The following is an 18,228-nucleotide window of genomic DNA, read 5'->3' on the forward strand; positions in this document are numbered from 1 at the left end:
TCGAGGGCCGGTCCGCCGGGCGCGGCCTCAGTGGCTGTCGGCGGTCTGGCGCTGCGAGGTGTCGGCGTCGCTGTTCTGCTTGGTGTTCTTGGCGCGCTGGCGCCGTGCCAGCAGGCGTCCCACCGCGGCGCCGACGAGTGCGGCGAGGAATACCAGCAGGGTGGTGAACGAGCCGCCCGCGAAGATCTCGACGAAGATCGAGTTCTGACCCATGCCCGCGACCAGGTAGTTGCTCAGGGCCCACGAGACGATCGCCGAGACGACACCGGTGAACAGTCCGGCCTTGAGCCAGCGGATGGTGAGGTCGTCGTAGTCCTCGGGGTCGTCGTGGGCGCGACCGTCGGCGATGCCGTCGACGCCGCCCCAGATGATCGCGATGAGGACGACGACCGCGACGGCGATGGTCTTCCAGTACGTGCCCTGCAACGGGGCGTGCACGATCGCGAGACCGAGCAGCACCCGGGCCACCACGTGGACCACCGACATCGACACACCACGCAACAACCAGGCAACCATGGGCGGAAGCGTACCCAACGCCCTCGGCGCCGTGTGCCGCAACACACACTTCCTGCGCGGTAGCGTGGCTGCGATGACCTCCCTGGCACCGTCGGTGACCGATCCGCACGACGTCCATCGGGCTCGTCGCGACCGTCTGCGCGCGGCCCTGACCGACGTCGGCGCCGATCACGCCCTCATCGGCGACCTCGTCAACGTCCGCTACCTGACCGGGTTCACCGGTTCCAACGCCGCGGTCGCGATCGCCGCGAGCGGTCCCGACGACGACCGCATCGCCACCGACGGTCGGTACGTGACGCAGGTGTCCGAGCAGGTCCCCGACCTGGTCGGGGTCATCGGTCGGAACTGCCCCGCGATCCTGCTCGGCGGGTTCGCCGGGGGATCGGTGGTCGCGGTGGAGGAACACGCGATGACGGTCGCGACCTGGCGTGCGCTGGGTGCCGACGCCGACGCCGTGAGCCCCTCGATCCGCCTCGTGGCCCTGGGACCGCGGGTCGAGCAGTTGCGGATGGTGAAGGACGAGAGCGAGATCGAGCTGCTGCGGCAGGCCTGTCAGGCCGCCGACGTGGCGCTGGCCACCATCATCGAACGCGGCGTCATCGTGCCCGGGCAGACCGAGCGGCAGGTGGCACGCGCCCTGGAATGGGAGATGTACGCGTGCGGGGCCGACGACATCTCCTTCGAGACGATCGTCGCCGCCGGAGCCAACTCCGCGGTACCGCACCACCGCCCGACCGATGCCGTGCTCGCCGCCGGCGACTTCGTGAAGATCGACTTCGGGGCCGTCGTGGGCGGGTACCACTCCGACATGACGCGCACCTACGTCCTCGACCACGCCGCGGACTGGCAGCGGGAGATCTACGACCTCGTCGCCGCGGCCCAACAGGTGGGTCGCGAGGCGCTGGCGCCCGACGCCGACGCGCGTGGGGTCGACGCCGCCGCACGCGCGGTGATCGACGCCGCGGGGTACGGCGAGAACTACGTCCACGGCCTCGGACACGGCGTCGGTCTGCAGATCCACGAAGCGCCGGCGATCGGTGCGAGCGCGACGGGTACACTGCCATGCGGTGCGGCAGTCACCGTGGAACCCGGTGTGTACCTGCCCGGCAGAGGTGGTGTCCGCATCGAGGACACGCTGGTGGTCCGCGAGGGCGTTCCCGAGCTGCTGACCACCACCGACAAATCATTCTCCGTCATCTAGGGGCGTCCGAACGTCCCGACGACGATGACCATGCGCCCGCTCGCGGGTGGAAGGAAGCGACACACACGTGGCCAGTACCGCAGATTTCAAGAACGGGCTCGTTCTCCGGATGGACGACCAGTTGTGGCAGATCCAGGAGTTCCAGCACGTCAAGCCCGGTAAGGGTCCGGCGTTCGTGCGCACCAAGATCCGTAACGTGCTCTCGGGCAAGATCGTCGACAAGACGTTCAACGCGGGCGTGAAGGTCGAGACCGCGACCGTCGACCGACGGGACATGACGTTCCTCTACAACGACGGCGCCGACTTCGTCTTCATGGACTCGGAGAACTACGAGCAGATCTCGGTCAGTCCGCAGACGCTCGGCGACGGCCACAAGTTCCTCCTCGAGAACATGAAGGTCCAGGTCGCCATGCACGACGGCAACCCCCTCTACGTCGAGCTCCCCGTCACCGTCGAGGTGCTCGTGGCCCAGACCGATCCCGGTGTGCAGGGTGACCGGTCGACCGGCGGCACCAAGCCGGCGACGCTCGAGACCGGCGCCGAGATCAACGTCCCGCTGTTCATCAACACCGGCGACAAGCTCAAGGTCGACTCCCGCGACGGCAACTACCTCGGTCGCGTGAACTCGTGACCTCGGTTCGTCCGCTCTGCGTGTGAGGGCCGCGTGAAACAACCCGGAACCCGCCACAAGGCGCGGCAACGCGCCGTCGACCTGCTGTTCGAGGCCGAGGCCAAGGACGTCTCGCCGATGGAGCTCATCGCGCAGCGGCGTGAGCTCGTCGTCGACGACGAGAGCATCGGGATGATCCATCCCTACACCGCCCGGGTCGTCGAGGGCCTCACCGCCGATCGCGCACAGATCGACGCCGTCCTCACCTCGCACCTGCGCGAGTGGACCCTGCCCCGACTGCCCGCCGTCGACCGCGCGATCCTGCGCCTCGCGGCGTGGGAGTTGTTCAACACCCACGACGTCCCGCCCGTCGTCGTGGTCGACGAGGCCGTCGAGCTCGCCAAGGAACTGTCGACCGATGAGTCGCCCGCCTTCGTCAACGGCGTGCTCGGTCGGATCGTGACCCTCGCCCCGCAGGTGCGGGCCGCGTCGATCGCGACCGGATCGGAGCCCGACACCGCCGGCGAGTGACGCAGCTCGCTCGAGGCGGGTTCGGCGCGCGGCGACTGTTAAGGTTCTCCGCGGAAGCAGACATCCTTTAACGATCCGTCCCGTGAGGCGGAGAAGGAGGTCGGGTAGGTGACACCGGCAGACGGCGCGCCCGATGATCGGCGGATTCTCCTCGATTCCGGTGACGTGGCCCGGACGATCGCGCGGATGGCCCATCAGGTCATCGAGAAGACCGCACTCGACGACCCGCAGGCGCCCCGGGTCGTGGTCCTCGGGATCCCCACGCGAGGAACGACTCTCGCCCAACGTCTCGTCGACCGCATCCGTGAGTTCTCCGGCGTCGACGTCGGTGTCGGGTACCTCGACATCACCCTCTACCGCGACGACCTGCGCGCACAGCCGCACCGGCCCCTCGAACGCACCTCGGTTCCCGCCGGTGGCGTCGACGCGGCGCTGGTGATCCTCGTCGACGACGTCCTCTACTCCGGTCGCACCGTCCGGGCGGCACTCGACGCCCTCCGCGATCTCGGACGCCCGTCGGCGGTACAGCTCGCGGTCCTCGTCGATCGCGGGCACCGTGAACTGCCGCTGCGCGCGGACTACGTCGGCAAGAACATCCCCACCTCGCGCACCGAGGACGTCTCGGTGCAGCTCGTCGAGCACGACGGGATCGACCAGGTCGTCCTCGCCCCGGCCGCCCGATCCGCAGCGACTCGGCCGGCCGCCGGCGAGAGGCGGACACGCTGATGCGACACCTGCTCTCGGTCGACGACCTCGATGCCGCGACCGCGCACGGACTCCTCGACGAGGCCGAACGGTTCGAACAGGCGCTCCTCGGCCGCGAGGTCCGCAAGCTGCCGACGCTACGTGGTCGCACCGTGATGACGCTGTTCTACGAGAACTCCACGCGCACCCGGGTGTCGTTCGAGGTCGCGGGCAAGTGGATGAGCGCCGACGTCATCAACGTCAGTGCCTCGAGTTCCTCTGCGGGCAAGGGGGAGTCGTTGCGCGACACCGCCAAGACCTTGCGTGCGGCAGGCGCCGACGCGTTGATCGTGCGCCACCCCGCCTCGGGTGCGGCCCATCAGATCGCGCGGTGGACCTCCGAGGACGGCGACGGGCCGGCGGTCATCAACGCCGGCGACGGCACCCACGAACACCCCACGCAGGCACTGCTCGACGCGTTGACGCTGCGGCAGCGACTCGGCTCCCTCGAGGGCAGGCGCATCGCGATCGTCGGCGACATCCTGCACTCGCGGGTCGCCCGGTCGAACGCGCACCTCCTGGCGACCCTCGGGGCGCAGGTGGTGCTCGTCGCGCCGCCGACACTGCTGCCGGTCGGTGTGTCGGGATGGCCCGTCGAGGTGTCCCACCACCTCGACGCCACCCTGCCCGGTGTCGACGCGGTGATGGTGCTGCGCGTGCAGGCCGAGCGGATGAACGGTGGGTTCTTCCCGTCGGCGCGGGAGTACTCGATCCGGTACGGCCTGAGCGAGCGGCGCCTCGCCCTGCTCGACGACGACGCCATCGTGTTGCACCCGGGCCCGATGCTGCGCGGCATGGAGATCGGCTTCTCGGTGGCCGATTCGCCCCGCGCCACGGTCCTGCAGCAGGTGAGCAACGGGGTGCACATGCGGATGGCCGTGCTGTTCCGACTGCTGGTCGGGACCGACGAGGAGGGTGTGTCGTGAGTGAGCAGCTGCTGATCGCCGATGTGCGTCCCTACGGCGAGGGCGACGCCGTCGACCTGCTCGTCGTCGACGGCGTGATCACCGAGATCGGCACCGACCTCTCGGCTGACGGGGTCGAGAGGGTCGACGGCCACGGTGGTGTGCTGCTGCCGGGGTTCGTCGACCTGCACACCCACCTGCGCGAGCCCGGTCGCGAGGACACCGAGACCATCGAGACCGGTTCGGCGGCAGCGGCTCTCGGCGGTTACACCGCGGTGTTCGCGATGGCCAACACCGATCCGGTCGCCGACTCGGCCGTGCTCACCGACCACGTGTGGGCACGCGGCCAGAAGGTCGGTCTCGTCGACGTCCACCCCGTCGGTGCGGTCACCGTGGGCCTCGAGGGCACCCACCTCGCCGAACTCGGCGCGATGGCCGACGGTGTCGCGCAGGTCAAGATGTTCTCCGACGACGGCAAGTGCGTCCACGATCCGCTGCTCATGCGCCGCGCCCTGGAGTACGCGAGCGGACTCGGGGTCCTCATCGCCCAGCACGCCGAGGAACCACGACTAACCGTCGGTGCCATCGCCCACGAGGGGCCCACCGCGGCCCGCCTGGGTCTGGCCGGCTGGCCGCGTTCGGCCGAGGAGTCGATCGTCGCCCGCGACGCGATCCTCGCCCGTGACGCCGGTGCACGGGTGCACATCTGTCACGCGTCGACCGCGGGCACCGTCGAACTGCTGCGGTGGGCCAAGGCGCAGGGCATCGCGATCACCGCGGAGGTGACACCGCACCATCTGCTCCTCGACGACTCCCGCCTGCAGACCTACGACGCGGTCAACAAGGTCAACCCGCCGTTGCGGGAGAGCAGCGACTGTGTCGCCCTGCGACAGGCACTGGTCGACGGTGTGATCGACTGCGTCGCCACCGACCACGCACCGCACGCCGAGCAGGACAAGTGCTGCGAGTTCGCTCAGGCCCGGCCCGGCATGCTCGGTCTGCAGACGGCGCTGTCGGTGATCGCGGCGACCGTGGTGGGGCCCGACGGCCTCGACTGGCGTGGCGTCGCCCGCGTTCTCAGCGAGCGACCCGCGGAGATCGTCGGTCTCCCCGATCAGGGGCGCCCGATCGCGGTCGGCGAGCCGGCCAACCTCACCGTCGTCGACCCCGACGCGGAGTGGACGGTGTCGCGCAGCGCGCTGGCGAGCCTCAGCGCCAACACGCCGTTCGACACGATGACGCTGCCCGCACGGGTGGTCGCGACAGTCCTGCGCGGTCGGGTGACCGCGCTCGACGGACAGGTGCGATACCGATGAGCGGTGTGCTGGTGGTGGCGATCGTCGTCCTGGCGTGGCTGGGGGTCATCGCGCTCATGCTGCGCGGATGGCGCAATCGCGCACGCAGACAACAGGATCTGCTCGGTGCGTTCCCCGAGGTCCCGCTCGATCCCGGAGCGCTGCTGTTCGGCCCGCACACCGGGCTCTACGTCGGGTCCACCGTCGCACCGAGCTGGCAGGACCGGGTGGCCGTCGGCGACTACGGCGACCGCGCGTCGACGGAGTTCTCCGCGTTCGACGACGGCATCCTGCTCAGCCGGCACGGCGCGAACCCCATCTGGATCCCGCGGGAGTCGCTCGTCGCGGTCCGCACCGAGCGCGGCCTCGCCGGCAAGGTGATGACCGCCGACGGCGTGCTGGTGATCCGCTGGCGTCTGCCGTCGGGGACCGAGATCGATTCCGGTGTGCGCGCCGACGACAAGAGCGTCTATCCGACCTGGGTGGAACTCGACCCCCCGGAGACCACCGACACACCCGATCCGGCGGCCAACGGACCAGACGACAACCCCACCGACACAGCGAAGGAGCAACGATCATGACCACAGCGGTGTTGGTGCTCGAGAACGGGCAGGTGTTCACCGGCACGGCGTTCGGCGCCACCGGCCAGACCCTCGGCGAGGCGGTGTTCTGCACCGCGATGACCGGTTACCAGGAAACCCTCACCGACCCCAGCTACCACCGGCAGATCGTCGTCGCCACGGCCCCCCAGATCGGCAACACCGGCTGGAACACCGAGGACGACGAGAGCCGCGGCGGGCGCATCTGGGTGGCCGGATACGCGGTGCGCAACCCGACCCGCCGGGTGTCGAGCTGGCGGTCGACGGGAACCCTCGACGACGCGCTCGTCGAGCAGGGTGTCGTCGGGATCGCAGGCATCGACACCCGCGCCGTGACCCGCGTCCTGCGCGACCACGGGTCGATGCGCGCGGGCATCTTCTCCGGTGACGCTCTCGCCGACACCGACGTGCTGCTCGACCGGGTGCGCTCGGCGCCGTCGATGGCCGGCGCCGACCTGGCCGGTGAGGTCAGCACCGACTCCGAGTACGTCGTCGACGCGGTCGGGGAACACCGGTTCACCGTCGCCGCCATCGATCTCGGCATCAAGACCAACACGCCGAGGATGCTCGCGCAGCGCGGTGTCCGCGTGCACGTGTTCGGATCGTCGGTCGATCCGCAGGTCGTCACCGACCTCGCTCCCGACGGGGTGTTCCTGTCCAACGGACCCGGCGACCCGGCCACCGCCGACGACGCCGTCGCGCTGACCCGCAGCGTGCTCGACCGCCGGATCCCGTTGCTGGGCATCTGCTTCGGCAACCAGATCCTCGGCCGCGCACTGGGCCGCGACACCTACAAGATGAAGTTCGGTCACCGCGGCATCAACATCCCGGTGATCGACCACACCACCGGTCTGGTGTCGATCACCGCGCAGAACCACGGCTTCGCCCTCGAGGGCGAGGCGGGCGAGGAGTTCGACACCGACTTCGGGCGGGGACGGGTGAGCCACACCTGCGCCAACGACGGCACCGTCGAGGGTGTCGAGCTCGTCGACGGTCGCGCGTTCTCCGTGCAGTACCACCCCGAGGCGGCGGCCGGTCCCCACGACGCCGCGTACCTGTTCGACCGATTCGTCACCGTGATGCAAGGAGTGCGTGCCTGATGCCCCGCCGCAGCGATATCGACCATGTCCTGGTGATCGGTTCGGGTCCCATCGTCATCGGCCAGGCGTGCGAGTTCGACTACTCGGGTACCCAGGCCTGTCGCGTGTTGCGCGCCGAGGGCCTGCGCGTGAGCCTGGTGAACTCGAACCCCGCGACGATCATGACCGACCCGGAGTTCGCCGACGCCACCTACGTCGAGCCGATCACCGCGGAGTACGTGGAGAAGGTGATCATCGCCGAGCGCGACGCCGGACACCCGATCGACGCCGTGCTCGCCACCCTCGGCGGGCAGACCGCGCTGAACACCGCCGTGGCCCTGCACGAGCAGGGGATCCTCACCAAGTACGACATCGAGCTGATCGGCGCCGACTTCGACGCGATCCAGCGCGGCGAGGACCGGCAGAAGTTCAAGGACATCGTCGCCAAGGTCGGCGGCGAGAGCGCCCGCTCCCGTGTGTGTTTCACGATGGCCGAGTGCCACGACACCGTCGCCGAACTCGGCTACCCGGTGGTGGTGCGTCCGTCGTTCACCATGGGCGGTCTCGGTTCGGGCATGGCCTACGACGAGAACGACCTCAACCGCATCGCCGGCGGTGGCCTGGCGGCCTCGCCGACGGCCAACGTCCTCATCGAGGAGTCCATCCTCGGGTGGAAGGAGTACGAGCTCGAGCTGATGCGCGACGGCCGCGACAACGTGGTGGTCGTCTGCTCCATCGAGAACGTCGACCCGGTGGGCGTCCACACCGGCGACTCGGTCACCGTCGCACCCGCGATGACGCTCACCGACCGCGAGTACCAGAAGATGCGCGACCTCTCCATCGACATCCTGCGCGAGGTGGGCGTCGACACCGGCGGGTGCAACATCCAGTTCGCGATGGACCCCGCCGACGGCCGCCTGGTGGTCATCGAGATGAACCCCCGGGTGTCGCGGTCGTCGGCGCTGGCGTCGAAGGCCACCGGGTTCCCGATCGCGAAGATCGCCGCGAAGCTCGCCGTCGGATACTCCCTCGACGAGATCGTCAACGACATCACCGGCGAGACGCCGGCATGCTTCGAGCCCACCCTCGACTACGTCGTCGTGAAGGCACCGCGGTTCGCGTTCGAGAAGTTCCCCGGCGCCGACGACACCCTGACGACCACCATGAAGTCGGTGGGCGAGGGCATGAGCCTCGGACGCAGCTTCGCCGAGGCACTGGGCAAGGTCATGCGGTCGATGGAGACCAAGGCGGGCGGTTTCTGGACCGACCCGGCCACCGACGACTCGCTCGAGCAGATCCTCGCCGACATCGCCACCCCGCGCGACGGGCGGCTCTACCGGATCATGGCGGCATTCGACCTCGGCGCGACCGTGGAACAGCTCTTCGACGCGACGAAGATCGATCCCTGGTTCCTGGCCGAGATCGAGGCCATCGGTGCGCTGGGCGCACGGGTCCGCACGGCCGACACCCTCGACGAGGACCTGCTGCGCGAGGCCAAGTCACACGGCTTCTCCGACCGGCAGATCGCGGCTCTGCGCACCGATTTCGCCGACGACGCGGCTGTGGCCGCACACCGCGACGCCCTCGGCGTCCACCCGGTGTACAAGACCGTCGACACCTGCGCCGCCGAATTCGAGGCCAATACGCCGTACCACTACTCGACCTACGAGACCGATCCCGCCGCCACGAGCGAGATCGCCCCGCAGACCGAACGCGGCAAGGTCCTGATCCTCGGATCGGGTCCCAACCGCATCGGCCAGGGCATCGAGTTCGACTACTCGTGCGTGCACGCCGCGACGACGCTGACCGACGCCGGCTACGAGACGGTGATGGTCAACTGCAACCCCGAGACCGTCTCCACCGACTACGACACCGCCGACCGGCTCTACTTCGAACCGCTGACGTTCGAGGACGTCGTCGAGGTGTACCGCGCCGAGTCCGCCTCGGGCACCGTCGTCGGTGTGATCGTGCAGCTCGGCGGCCAGACCCCGCTCGGGCTGGCGCGACGCCTCGAGGAGGCCGGCCTGCCCATCGTCGGCACCAGCCCCGCCGCCATCGACCTCGCCGAGGACCGCGGCGAGTTCGGCAAGGTCCTCGACGCCGCGGGCCTGCCCGCCGCGAAGTACGGGATGGCCACCACCTTCGCCGAGGCCCGCACCATCGCGGCCGACATCGGATACCCGGTGCTGGTCCGCCCGTCGTACGTCCTCGGCGGCCGCGGCATGGAGATCGTGTACGACGAGCCGTCGCTGGAGGGCTACATCTCCCGCGCGACGGAGCTCACCCCCGAGCACCCGGTGCTCGTCGACCGGTTCCTCGAGGACGCCGTCGAGATCGACGTCGACGCCCTGTGCGACGGCACCGAGGTGTACATCGGCGGGATCATGGAACACATCGAGGAGGCCGGCATCCACTCCGGCGACTCGGCCTGCGCTCTGCCCCCGGTCGCCCTCGGCAAGACCGACGTCGCCGCGGTGCGGCGCTCGACGGAGGCGCTGGCTCACGGCATCGGGGTGAAGGGACTGCTCAACGTGCAGTTCGCCCTCAAGGACGACATCCTCTACGTCCTCGAGGCCAACCCGCGGGCCAGCCGCACGGTCCCGTTCGTCTCGAAGGCGACCGCGGTGCAGCTGGCGAAGGCGTGCGCCCGGATCATGCTGGGGGAGTCGATCGCCGAGCTGCGCACCTCCGGTGTGCTGCCCGCGACCGGTGACGGCGGTGACCTCCCGGTGGGCGCGCCCATCGCGGTCAAGGAGGCCGTGTTGCCGTTCAACCGGTTCCGTCGCGCCGACGGCACCGGCGTCGACTCGCTGCTGAGCCCCGAGATGAAGTCGACCGGCGAGGTGATGGGCATCGACGCCGACTTCGGTCGGTCGTTCGCGAAGTCGCAGACCGCCGCCTACGGCTCGTTGCCGCTGTCGGGCAACATCTTCGTCTCGGTCGCGAACAAGGACAAGCGGGCTCTGTTGTTCCCGGTGAAGCGCCTGGCCGATCTCGGCTTCCACATCCTCGCGACCGAGGGAACCGCAGAGGTGTTGCGCCGCAACGGGATCACGTGCACACAGGTGTTCAAGCACTCCGACACCGACCTCCCCGAGGGCGCGGTGACCATCGTCGACACCATCCGGGCCGGAGAGGTCTCGATGGTCATCAACACCCCGTTCGGCAACTCCGGACCGCGCGTGGACGGCTACGAGATCCGCAGCGCCGCGGTGTCGGTGAACATCCCCTGCATCACCACCGTCCAGGGCGCCGGCGCGGCGGTGCAGGGCATCGAGGCCGCACTGGGCGGTGACATCGGGGTGATGTCCCTGCAGGAACGCCACCGCGTGATGCGCAGCTCGTGACCGATCCGGGTGGTCGCTCGGGCAGCGGGGGAGCCGACTACGCAGGCCGCCACCTCGACGCCGTCGCCCGCCGTGGCCGTCTGTGCGTGGGTGTGGACCCCCATCCGGGGCTGCTCGCCGCATGGGGGCTCGCCGACGACGTCGGCGGGCTGCGTGCGTTCACCGAGACCGTGGTGCGCGCCGTGGCGCCGATCGCGGCCGCGATCAAGCCCCAGGTGGCCCTGTTCGAGCGATACGGTTCGGCCGGGTTCGGCGTGCTCGAGGAGGCCATCGCCGAGATCACCGCGGCGGGTGCGCTGGTCATCTCCGACGCCAAACGCGGTGACATCGGGTCCACCATGGCCGCCTACGCGCACGCGTGGCTGTCGCCGCGGTCGCCGTTGTGTTCCGACGCCGTCACCGTCTCGCCCTATCTGGGATTCGGGTCGCTCGACCCCGCGTTCGACGCCGCCGCGGACTCGGGCCGCGGGGTGTTCGTCCTGGCCCGTACCTCCAACCCCGAGGGCGCGGCGCTGCAACTCGCCGACGCCCGGGGCAGCACCGTCGCGCAGTCGGTGATCGACGCCGTCGCAGCCCGCAACGCCGCCGGACCCGCCGCACTGGGTGTGGTCGTCGGTGCCACACGTCCGCACGGTCTGTCGCTCGAGGCACTGGGGGGACCGATCCTGGCGCCGGGTGTCGGCGCGCAGGGCGGTACGCCCGACGACGTCGCCCGCATCTTCGACGGCGCCCACCGCTGGGTCCTGCCCGCGGTCTCGCGTGAGATCCTCGGCGCCGGTCCCGACGGCACCGCTCTCGTGGCGGCGACCGAGTCGATGCGCGATGCGCTGGAGTCCGCCCTGCGCGGCTGAGGCCGTCCACGCTCTCGCCCCAGCTCACGAGGGCAAAGCGACACGCTCGACGGGCTGAGCGATTACGACCAATCCGGGTTCGAACCACCCGTCACACACGTCCCATGCGCACCTCGACGGCCGCGGACCGACCTGGCGTCGTCGCTGAGCGCGAATAGGCTGTCCCGCAGCTGTTTTCGCCGACATCGGCGATCGTGGGGCGGCCGGGGGCGCCGGCGGCGTCGGACCGGGTCGAAATCCTCTACAACACGGTCTCTAGTGCGGAAATGGCGGGGTGGGGGTCGCAAATCCCAGCTCACGTCGGTACGGTCGCAGTCGCTGTGGCAAACCACAGCACCCGCTGCCCACCCGGTGGCGACTCGACCCAGTTCTACGAATACGGAGGAACCCGTGGCCCTTCCCCAGTTGACCGCTGAGCAGCGCGCTGCTGCTCTGGAGAAGGCAGCTGCCGCTCGCAAGGCGCGCGCCGAGCTCAAGGAGCGGCTCAAGCGTGGAGGCACCAACCTCACGCAGGTGCTGAAGGATGCCGAGACCGACGAGATCCTCGGCAAGATGAAGGTCTCCGCACTGCTGGAGGCCCTGCCCAAGGTGGGCAAGGTCAAGGCGCAGGAGATCATGACCGAACTCGAGATCGCCCCCACCCGCCGTCTGCGCGGCCTGGGCGATCGGCAGCGCAAGGCGCTGCTCGCGAAGTTCGATCAGGACTGATCAGAACTAGATGGCATCGCACGACCGGAGGGGTCGACTGGTGGTACTGGTCGGCCCCTCCGCCGTCGGTAAGTCCAGTGTCGTGCGGCGTCTGCGTGAGCTGATGCCCGACCTGGTGTTCAGCGTCTCGGCCACCACCCGCGCCCCGCGAGCCGGCGAGATCGACGGCCGCGACTACCACTTCGTCGGCACCGACGGATTCGACGCCATGATCGCCGCGGGCGATCTGCTCGAGTGGGCCGAGATCCACGGCGGGCTGCAACGATCCGGGACCCCCGCCCGCCCCGTGCTCGACGCCCTCGACGCCGGCAAACCCGTTCTCGTGGAGGTCGACATCGCCGGCGCACACGCCGTGCGCGACCGCCTCCCCGACGCCATCACCGTCTTCCTCACCCCGCCGAGCTGGGAGGTGCTGGTCGAACGGCTCACCGGTCGCGGCACCGAGAGCCCCGAGGTGATCGAGCGCCGACTGCAGACCGCACGCGCCGAACTGGCCATCGCCGACGAGTTCGACCACGTCATCGTCAACGACGAAGTCGACCGCGTGGCCCGCGAGTTGGTATCCTTGCTGGTCGGGCGTGAGGATCCCCGGTCGTCTGCAGTGTGACCCACATGGTGCGGTGTCCGACCGACTCCCCTGAACAGCGCGTTTGCATCCGATTGCCCGCTGATGCGCCCGATCGACAACGAAGTGAGGACTTTGCGTGAGCATCCCGACCAGCAGTGCAGCCTTCGGCTCCGACGCCACAGCGACAGGCGTCGTCGACGCCCCGGCCTACGACACGCCGCTGGGTATCACCAATCCGCCCATCGATGAGCTGCTCGACCGCGCATCGTCGAAGTACGCCCTGGTGATCTACGCGGCCAAGCGCGCACGCCAGATCAACGACTACTACAACCAGCTCGGCGACGGCATCCTCGAGTACGTCGGCCCCCTCGTGGAGCCGGGCCTGCAGGAGAAGCCGCTGTCGATCGCCATGCGCGAGATCCACAGCGACCTGCTCGAGCACACCGAAGGCGAGTAGGTCGATCGCGAACAGCGACGCGGGTCGACGCCGATGACCGCGAGCGGCCCGTCGCGGCGCATCGTCGTCGGTGTCGGCGGCGGTATCGCCGCTTACAAGGCGTGCTCGATCATCCGCCACTTCACCGAGGCCGGACACGACGTCCGCGTCATCCCGACCCGCGCCGCGCTCGAGTTCGTCGGTGCCGCCACGTTCGAGGCACTCAGCGGCAATCCGGTGACCCCCGACGTCTTCGCCGATGTCGAACAGGTTCCGCACGTCCGCATCGGGCAGGGCGCCGACCTGGTGGTCGTCGCGCCGGCGACGGCGGACCTGATGGCGCGCGCCGCGTCCGGTCGGGCCGACGACCTGCTCACCGCGACGCTGCTCACGGCCCGGTGCCCGGTGGTCTACGCCCCCGCGATGCACACCGAGATGTGGGAGCACCCCGCGACCGTCGCCAACGTCGCCGCCCTGCGCAGTCACGGCGCGATCGTCCTGCGTCCCGCCTCGGGACGGCTCACCGGCCGCGACTCCGGACCGGGCCGCCTGCCCGAACCGACCGAGATCGGGCTCCTCGGCGACGTCCTCCTCGAACGTCCCGACGCCCTGCCGCACGACATGGCCGGCGTGCGGATGCTCATCACCGCCGGCGGCACCCGTGAACCCCTCGATCCGGTGCGCTATCTCGGCAACCGCAGTTCCGGCAAGCAGGGGTATGCGTTGGCGCGCGCGGCCACCCATCGTGGCGCGTCGGTCACGCTGATCGCCGGGGCCACAACCGAACTCGCCGCACCCGCCGGCGTCGAGGTGGTGCCGATCGTGACGGCGACCGAACTCGCCGACGAGGTCGGCAAGCGCGCAGGCGACGCCGACGTGGTGATCATGGCCGCGGCCGTCGCCGACTTCCGACCGGTGAGCGTCGCGGAGTCGAAGATCAAGAAGGGCGCGTCGGGTCCCGCGCCCATCGAGCTCGACACCAACCCCGACATCCTGCGCGGTATCGTCGCCGCCCGCGATCGCGGCGAACTCGGCGGCACCACCGTCATCGTGGGTTTCGCCGCCGAGACCGGCGACGCGTCGGGCGGGGTGCTCGACCACGGTCGGGCGAAGCTGGCCCGCAAGGGATGTGACCTGTTGGTGGTCAACGCCGTCGGCGACGGCAAGGCCTTCGGGACCGACGACAACACCGGATGGCTGCTCGCCACCACCGGCAGCGAGACCGCACTGCCGCTCGGATCGAAAACACTCATGGCGAGCCGAATACTGGACGCCGTCGGTGACCTGCTGGGCGGGAGTCGATCGCACTGAACACGGGTACGCGCCCATCCCGGCCAGGTCACCGGCCGTCGGTGGGGGTGTGTACCTTGAACGATTGTCACGGGGGACAGTTCACGCCCGGGCGTGCCTGCACAACATCTGTAGCAACCACACCACGACTGCACCTCGTCGCGAGGTTCGAGAGGAAAAGATGAGTTCTGCCGGAGCATCCAGGCTCTTCACCAGCGAATCGGTCACCGAGGGTCACCCAGACAAGATCTGTGACGCCATCAGCGACTCGATCCTCGACGCCCTCCTCTCGCAGGACAAGCACTCGCGCGTCGCCGTCGAGACCCTGGTCACGACCGGACAGGTCCACGTCGCCGGTGAGGTCACCACCTCGGCGTACGCCGACATCCCGAAGATCGTGCGCGACAAGGTCCTCGAGATCGGTTACGACTCGTCATCGAAGGGCTTCGACGGCGCGTCGTGCGGCGTCAACGTCGCGATCGGCGCGCAGTCGCCGGACATCGCCCAGGGCGTCGACAACGCCTACGAGGCGCGCGTCGACGGCCAGACCGACGAGATCGACAAGCAGGGCGCGGGCGACCAGGGCCTGATGTTCGGTTACGCCACCTCGGAGACCCCCGAGTTCATGCCGGTGCCGATCGCGCTCGCGCACCGCCTGTCGCGTCGTCTCACCGAGGTCCGCAAGGACGGCACGCTGCCGTACCTGCGTCCCGACGGCAAGACCCAGGTCACCATCGAGTACAACGGCGACAAGCCGGTCCGGCTCGACACCGTCGTCCTGTCGACGCAGCACGCCGCCGACATCGACCTCGTCAACATGCTGACCCCGGACATCAAGACCAACGTCGTCGACGCGGTCCTCGCCGATCTCGACCTGCCCGACCTCGACACCTCCGACATCCGCCTGCTGGTCAACCCGACCGGCAAGTTCGTGCTCGGTGGGCCGATGGGTGACGCCGGTCTGACCGGCCGCAAGATCATCGTCGACACCTACGGCGGCATGGCCCGCCACGGTGGCGGCGCGTTCTCGGGCAAGGACCCGTCGAAGGTCGACCGCAGCGCCGCCTACGCCATGCGGTGGGTCGCGAAGAACGCCGTCGCCGCCGGTCTCGCCACGCGCATCGAGGTCCAGGTCGCCTACGCCATCGGCAAGGCCGCGCCCGTCGGTCTGTTCGTCGAGACCTTCGGCACCGAGACCATCGACCCGGTCAAGATCCGTTCGGCCATCACCGAGACGTTCGACCTGCGCCCCGGCGCGATCATCCGCGATCTCGACCTGCTGCGCCCGATCTACGCACCGACCGCCGCCTACGGCCACTTCGGTCGCACCGACGTCGACCTGCCGTGGGAGAACACCGACCGCGCCGACAAGCTGAAGGCCGCCGCCGGTCTGTGACACCCCCGCGGTGCACACCGTCGTGACGACCGCGACCACGACACCCGACGCCACCGGACGATGAGCGCACGCGCTGCCACCCGCAGCCCTGCGCCTCATCTGCCGGTGGCGTCGGTGCTCCCACTCCTCGGCCTGGCCCACCTCGACCGGCCGTTCGACTACCAGGTCGACACCGAGCAGGACGCCGCCGCGCGTCCCGGTACCCGTGTCCGCGTGCGGTTCTCCGGCCGCCTCGTCGACGGGTTCGTCCTCGACCGGCTCGAGGCCAGCGACCACCCGGGCCGCCTGGGATGGCTCGAACGCGTCGTCTCCGACGAGCCGGTGCTGACCCCCGAACTCCTCGCACTCTGCCGTGCTGTTGCCGCGCGCTATGCCGGCACCACCACCGACGTGGTGCGCCTGGCGATCCCGCCGCGACACGGCCGCACCGAACAGGCACCCACCCTGCTCGCCGAACCCCCGGCGACCGAACTCCCCGTTCCCGAGACACCCGACACCGCGGCATGGTCGTCCTATCGCGGGGCTGCGGCGTTCACCGAGCTCATCGGCGCCGGCGGCCCCGGGCGTGCCGCCTGGCAGGCGCTGCCGGGGGAGGACTGGGCGGCCCGGATCGCCGAACTGGCCACGCACGCCGTCCGGGGCGGCCACGGGGTGATCGTGGTCGTCCCCGACCAGCGCGATCTCGACCGGGTCGAGTCGGCCTGTCGTGCCGCACTGGGAGACCGGGTGGTCGCCCTGTCGGCCGGTCTCGGTCCGTCGACCCGCTATCGCCGGTGGCTGCGGGTGCTGCGGGGAACGGCCGATGTCGTCGTCGGCACCCGGAGTGCCGGATTCGCCCCGGTCCACCGCCTGGGGCTCATCGTGGTCTTCGACGACGGCGACGACAGCCTCGCCGAACCGCGCGCGCCGTACCCCCATCCCCGCGAGGTCGCCGTGCTGCGCACCGTCGAGACGGGATGCGCGCTGGTCATCGGGGGCACCTCGCGCACCGCCGAGACCCAGATCCTCGTCGAGTCCGGGTGGATGCACGATCTCGTCGCCGAGCGGGCGACCGTCCGCGACCGAGCCCCCCGTATCGCGGCGATCAGCGACGACGACCGGCAGATCGCGCGTGATCCCATGGCCCGGGTGGCCCGCATCCCCGCCATCGGGTTCGACGCCGCACGCCGTGCGCTCGCCGACGACACCGGCGTGCTCATCAGCGTCCCGCGGCGCGGATACCACCCCTCGCTGGCGTGCGAACGGTGTCGCACCCGCGTCCGGTGCCGGCGGTGTCGTGGCCCGATGTTCGCCGACGGTCCGACCTCGCCCCGCGACGGGTCACCGGTCGCCATCACCTGCCGCTGGTGTGGCCGCGGCGAATCGTCCTTCCGCTGCGCCGAATGCGGCGACACGCATCTGCGGGCCCTCACGACCGGGGCGCGACGCACCGCCGAGGAACTGGGCAAGGCGTTCCCCGGCGTCCCCGTGGTGACCTCGGGGGGGAGCACCGTCGTCGACACCGTCGAGCCCGGTGCGCGGGTCGTCGTGGCCACTCCGGGAGCCGAACCAGTGGTCCCCGGCGGCTACGGCGCGGCCATCCTCCTCGACACGTGGGCGCAGCTCGACCGCGCCGACCTGCGCGCCGGCGAACAGACTCTGCGTCGGTGGCTCGCGGTCCTCACCCTCGTGGCACGCACCGGATCCGCGGTCGTCGTCGCCGACGCGTCTCTGGCGGTGGTGCAGGCCGCGATCCGTTGGGACCCCGTCGGGTTCGCCGCCGAGGAGGTCCGCCAGCGGGCCGAGCTCCGGTTGCCGCCCGCGGTCACCATGGTGTCGGTGGACGGCTCGGCGTCGACGGTGGGGGAGTTCGTCCGCTCGGTCACGCTGCCCGACACCGCCGAGATCCTGGGTCCGGTGGACCTTCCGGGCGACGCCCGCCCACCCGCGGGAGCCGACCGACCGGGGTCGGTCGACACCGCCACCGGCCGCATCGAACGCGTGCTGCTGCGCGTACCGCGCACGGGCGGCCGCGAACTGGTCGAGGCCATCCGGGTCGCCCAGGTCCACCGCACCTCCACACATGAGTCCGGGGTGCTGCGTGTCCAGGTCGATCCCCCCACCGTCGGCTGACCCGTGCGGCCTGCCCGACCCGCCGGGTCGGAGGCGACCT

Annotated in this window: 17 protein-coding genes; 16 read left to right on the plus strand and 1 reads right to left on the minus strand. The window is 70.1% G+C overall.

The genetic code is table 11. From position 1 onward, the window contains the following. Positions 1 to 27: 27 nt before the first annotated feature. Positions 28 to 516 carry a B-4DMT family transporter gene (locus tag OG579_RS01790; protein ID WP_045822667.1) on the minus strand — a complete coding sequence of 163 codons (489 nt, stop codon included), beginning with the start codon at positions 514 to 516 and terminating at the stop codon, positions 28 to 30. Between the two features lie 73 nt (positions 517 to 589). On the opposite strand from OG579_RS01790, the gene OG579_RS01795 reads away from it, so the two are divergent. The 16 genes from OG579_RS01795 to OG579_RS01870 all read left to right on the plus strand — a co-directional run bounded on the left by OG579_RS01795 (position 590) and on the right by OG579_RS01870 (position 18,188). Then, the gene (locus OG579_RS01795; protein ID WP_328857863.1) at positions 590 to 1,717 is read left to right on the plus strand and encodes a M24 family metallopeptidase; all 1,128 of its coding nucleotides are present in this window, start codon (positions 590 to 592) and stop codon (positions 1,715 to 1,717) included. Between the two features lie 67 nt (positions 1,718 to 1,784). Further along, complete coding sequence (gene efp, locus OG579_RS01800) at positions 1,785 to 2,348, plus strand: elongation factor P (protein WP_328857864.1); 564 nt, start codon at positions 1,785 to 1,787, stop codon at positions 2,346 to 2,348. Between the two features lie 33 nt (positions 2,349 to 2,381). Then, on the plus strand, positions 2,382 to 2,858 hold the full coding sequence (gene nusB, locus OG579_RS01805; RefSeq protein ID WP_045822668.1) for a transcription antitermination factor NusB: 477 nt from the start codon (positions 2,382 to 2,384) through the stop codon (positions 2,856 to 2,858). Between the two features lie 108 nt (positions 2,859 to 2,966). Beyond that, entirely contained in the window at positions 2,967 to 3,584 is a 618-nt protein-coding gene (gene pyrR / locus OG579_RS01810) for a bifunctional pyr operon transcriptional regulator/uracil phosphoribosyltransferase PyrR (RefSeq protein WP_045822669.1), read from the plus strand. Continuing rightward, positions 3,584 to 4,528, plus strand: a complete 945-nt coding sequence (locus OG579_RS01815; protein WP_328857865.1) for an aspartate carbamoyltransferase catalytic subunit — start codon at positions 3,584 to 3,586, stop codon at positions 4,526 to 4,528. The genes pyrR and OG579_RS01815 overlap by 1 nt, the downstream gene beginning before the upstream one ends. Beyond that, positions 4,525 to 5,823 carry a dihydroorotase gene (locus tag OG579_RS01820; RefSeq protein WP_328857866.1) on the plus strand — a complete coding sequence of 433 codons (1,299 nt, stop codon included), beginning with the start codon at positions 4,525 to 4,527 and terminating at the stop codon, positions 5,821 to 5,823. The genes OG579_RS01815 and OG579_RS01820 overlap by 4 nt, the downstream gene beginning before the upstream one ends. Further along, positions 5,820 to 6,383, plus strand: coding sequence for a PH-like domain-containing protein (locus OG579_RS01825; protein WP_328857867.1), 564 nt, complete (start codon positions 5,820 to 5,822; stop codon positions 6,381 to 6,383). Before OG579_RS01820 ends, OG579_RS01825 begins: the two co-directional genes overlap by 4 nt. Continuing rightward, on the plus strand, positions 6,380 to 7,501 hold the full coding sequence (gene carA / locus OG579_RS01830; RefSeq protein ID WP_045822673.1) for a glutamine-hydrolyzing carbamoyl-phosphate synthase small subunit: 1,122 nt from the start codon (positions 6,380 to 6,382) through the stop codon (positions 7,499 to 7,501). The genes OG579_RS01825 and carA overlap by 4 nt, the downstream gene beginning before the upstream one ends. Continuing rightward, a complete protein-coding gene (gene carB, locus OG579_RS01835; RefSeq protein WP_328857868.1) occupies positions 7,501 to 10,827 on the plus strand; it encodes a carbamoyl-phosphate synthase large subunit in 3,327 nt (1,108 codons plus the stop codon). Before carA ends, carB begins: the two co-directional genes overlap by 1 nt. Then, a complete protein-coding gene (gene pyrF / locus OG579_RS01840) occupies positions 10,824 to 11,678 on the plus strand; it encodes an orotidine-5'-phosphate decarboxylase (RefSeq protein ID WP_328857869.1) in 855 nt (284 codons plus the stop codon). The genes carB and pyrF overlap by 4 nt, the downstream gene beginning before the upstream one ends. A 390-nt stretch (positions 11,679 to 12,068) precedes the next feature. After that, positions 12,069 to 12,386, plus strand: coding sequence for an integration host factor, actinobacterial type (gene mihF / locus OG579_RS01845; protein ID WP_045822676.1), 318 nt, complete (start codon positions 12,069 to 12,071; stop codon positions 12,384 to 12,386). Positions 12,387 to 12,396: 10 nt separating this feature from the next. Then, on the plus strand, positions 12,397 to 12,993 hold the full coding sequence (gene gmk, locus OG579_RS01850) for a guanylate kinase (RefSeq protein ID WP_328857870.1): 597 nt from the start codon (positions 12,397 to 12,399) through the stop codon (positions 12,991 to 12,993). Between the two features lie 97 nt (positions 12,994 to 13,090). After that, on the plus strand, positions 13,091 to 13,411 hold the full coding sequence (gene rpoZ / locus OG579_RS01855; RefSeq protein ID WP_408068724.1) for a DNA-directed RNA polymerase subunit omega: 321 nt from the start codon (positions 13,091 to 13,093) through the stop codon (positions 13,409 to 13,411). Positions 13,412 to 13,444: 33 nt separating this feature from the next. After that, positions 13,445 to 14,701, plus strand: coding sequence for a bifunctional phosphopantothenoylcysteine decarboxylase/phosphopantothenate--cysteine ligase CoaBC (gene coaBC, locus OG579_RS01860; protein ID WP_328857871.1), 1,257 nt, complete (start codon positions 13,445 to 13,447; stop codon positions 14,699 to 14,701). 160 nt (positions 14,702 to 14,861) lie between these two features. After that, entirely contained in the window at positions 14,862 to 16,076 is a 1,215-nt protein-coding gene (metK, locus tag OG579_RS01865) for a methionine adenosyltransferase (protein WP_045822679.1), read from the plus strand. Between the two features lie 60 nt (positions 16,077 to 16,136). Beyond that, positions 16,137 to 18,188, plus strand: a complete 2,052-nt coding sequence (locus OG579_RS01870) for a primosomal protein N' (protein ID WP_328857872.1) — start codon at positions 16,137 to 16,139, stop codon at positions 18,186 to 18,188. Positions 18,189 to 18,228: the final 40 nt, after the last annotated feature.

The organism is Williamsia herbipolensis, assembly GCF_036153515.1.
GTDB classification, from domain to species: domain Bacteria; phylum Actinomycetota; class Actinomycetes; order Mycobacteriales; family Mycobacteriaceae; genus Williamsia_A; species Williamsia_A herbipolensis.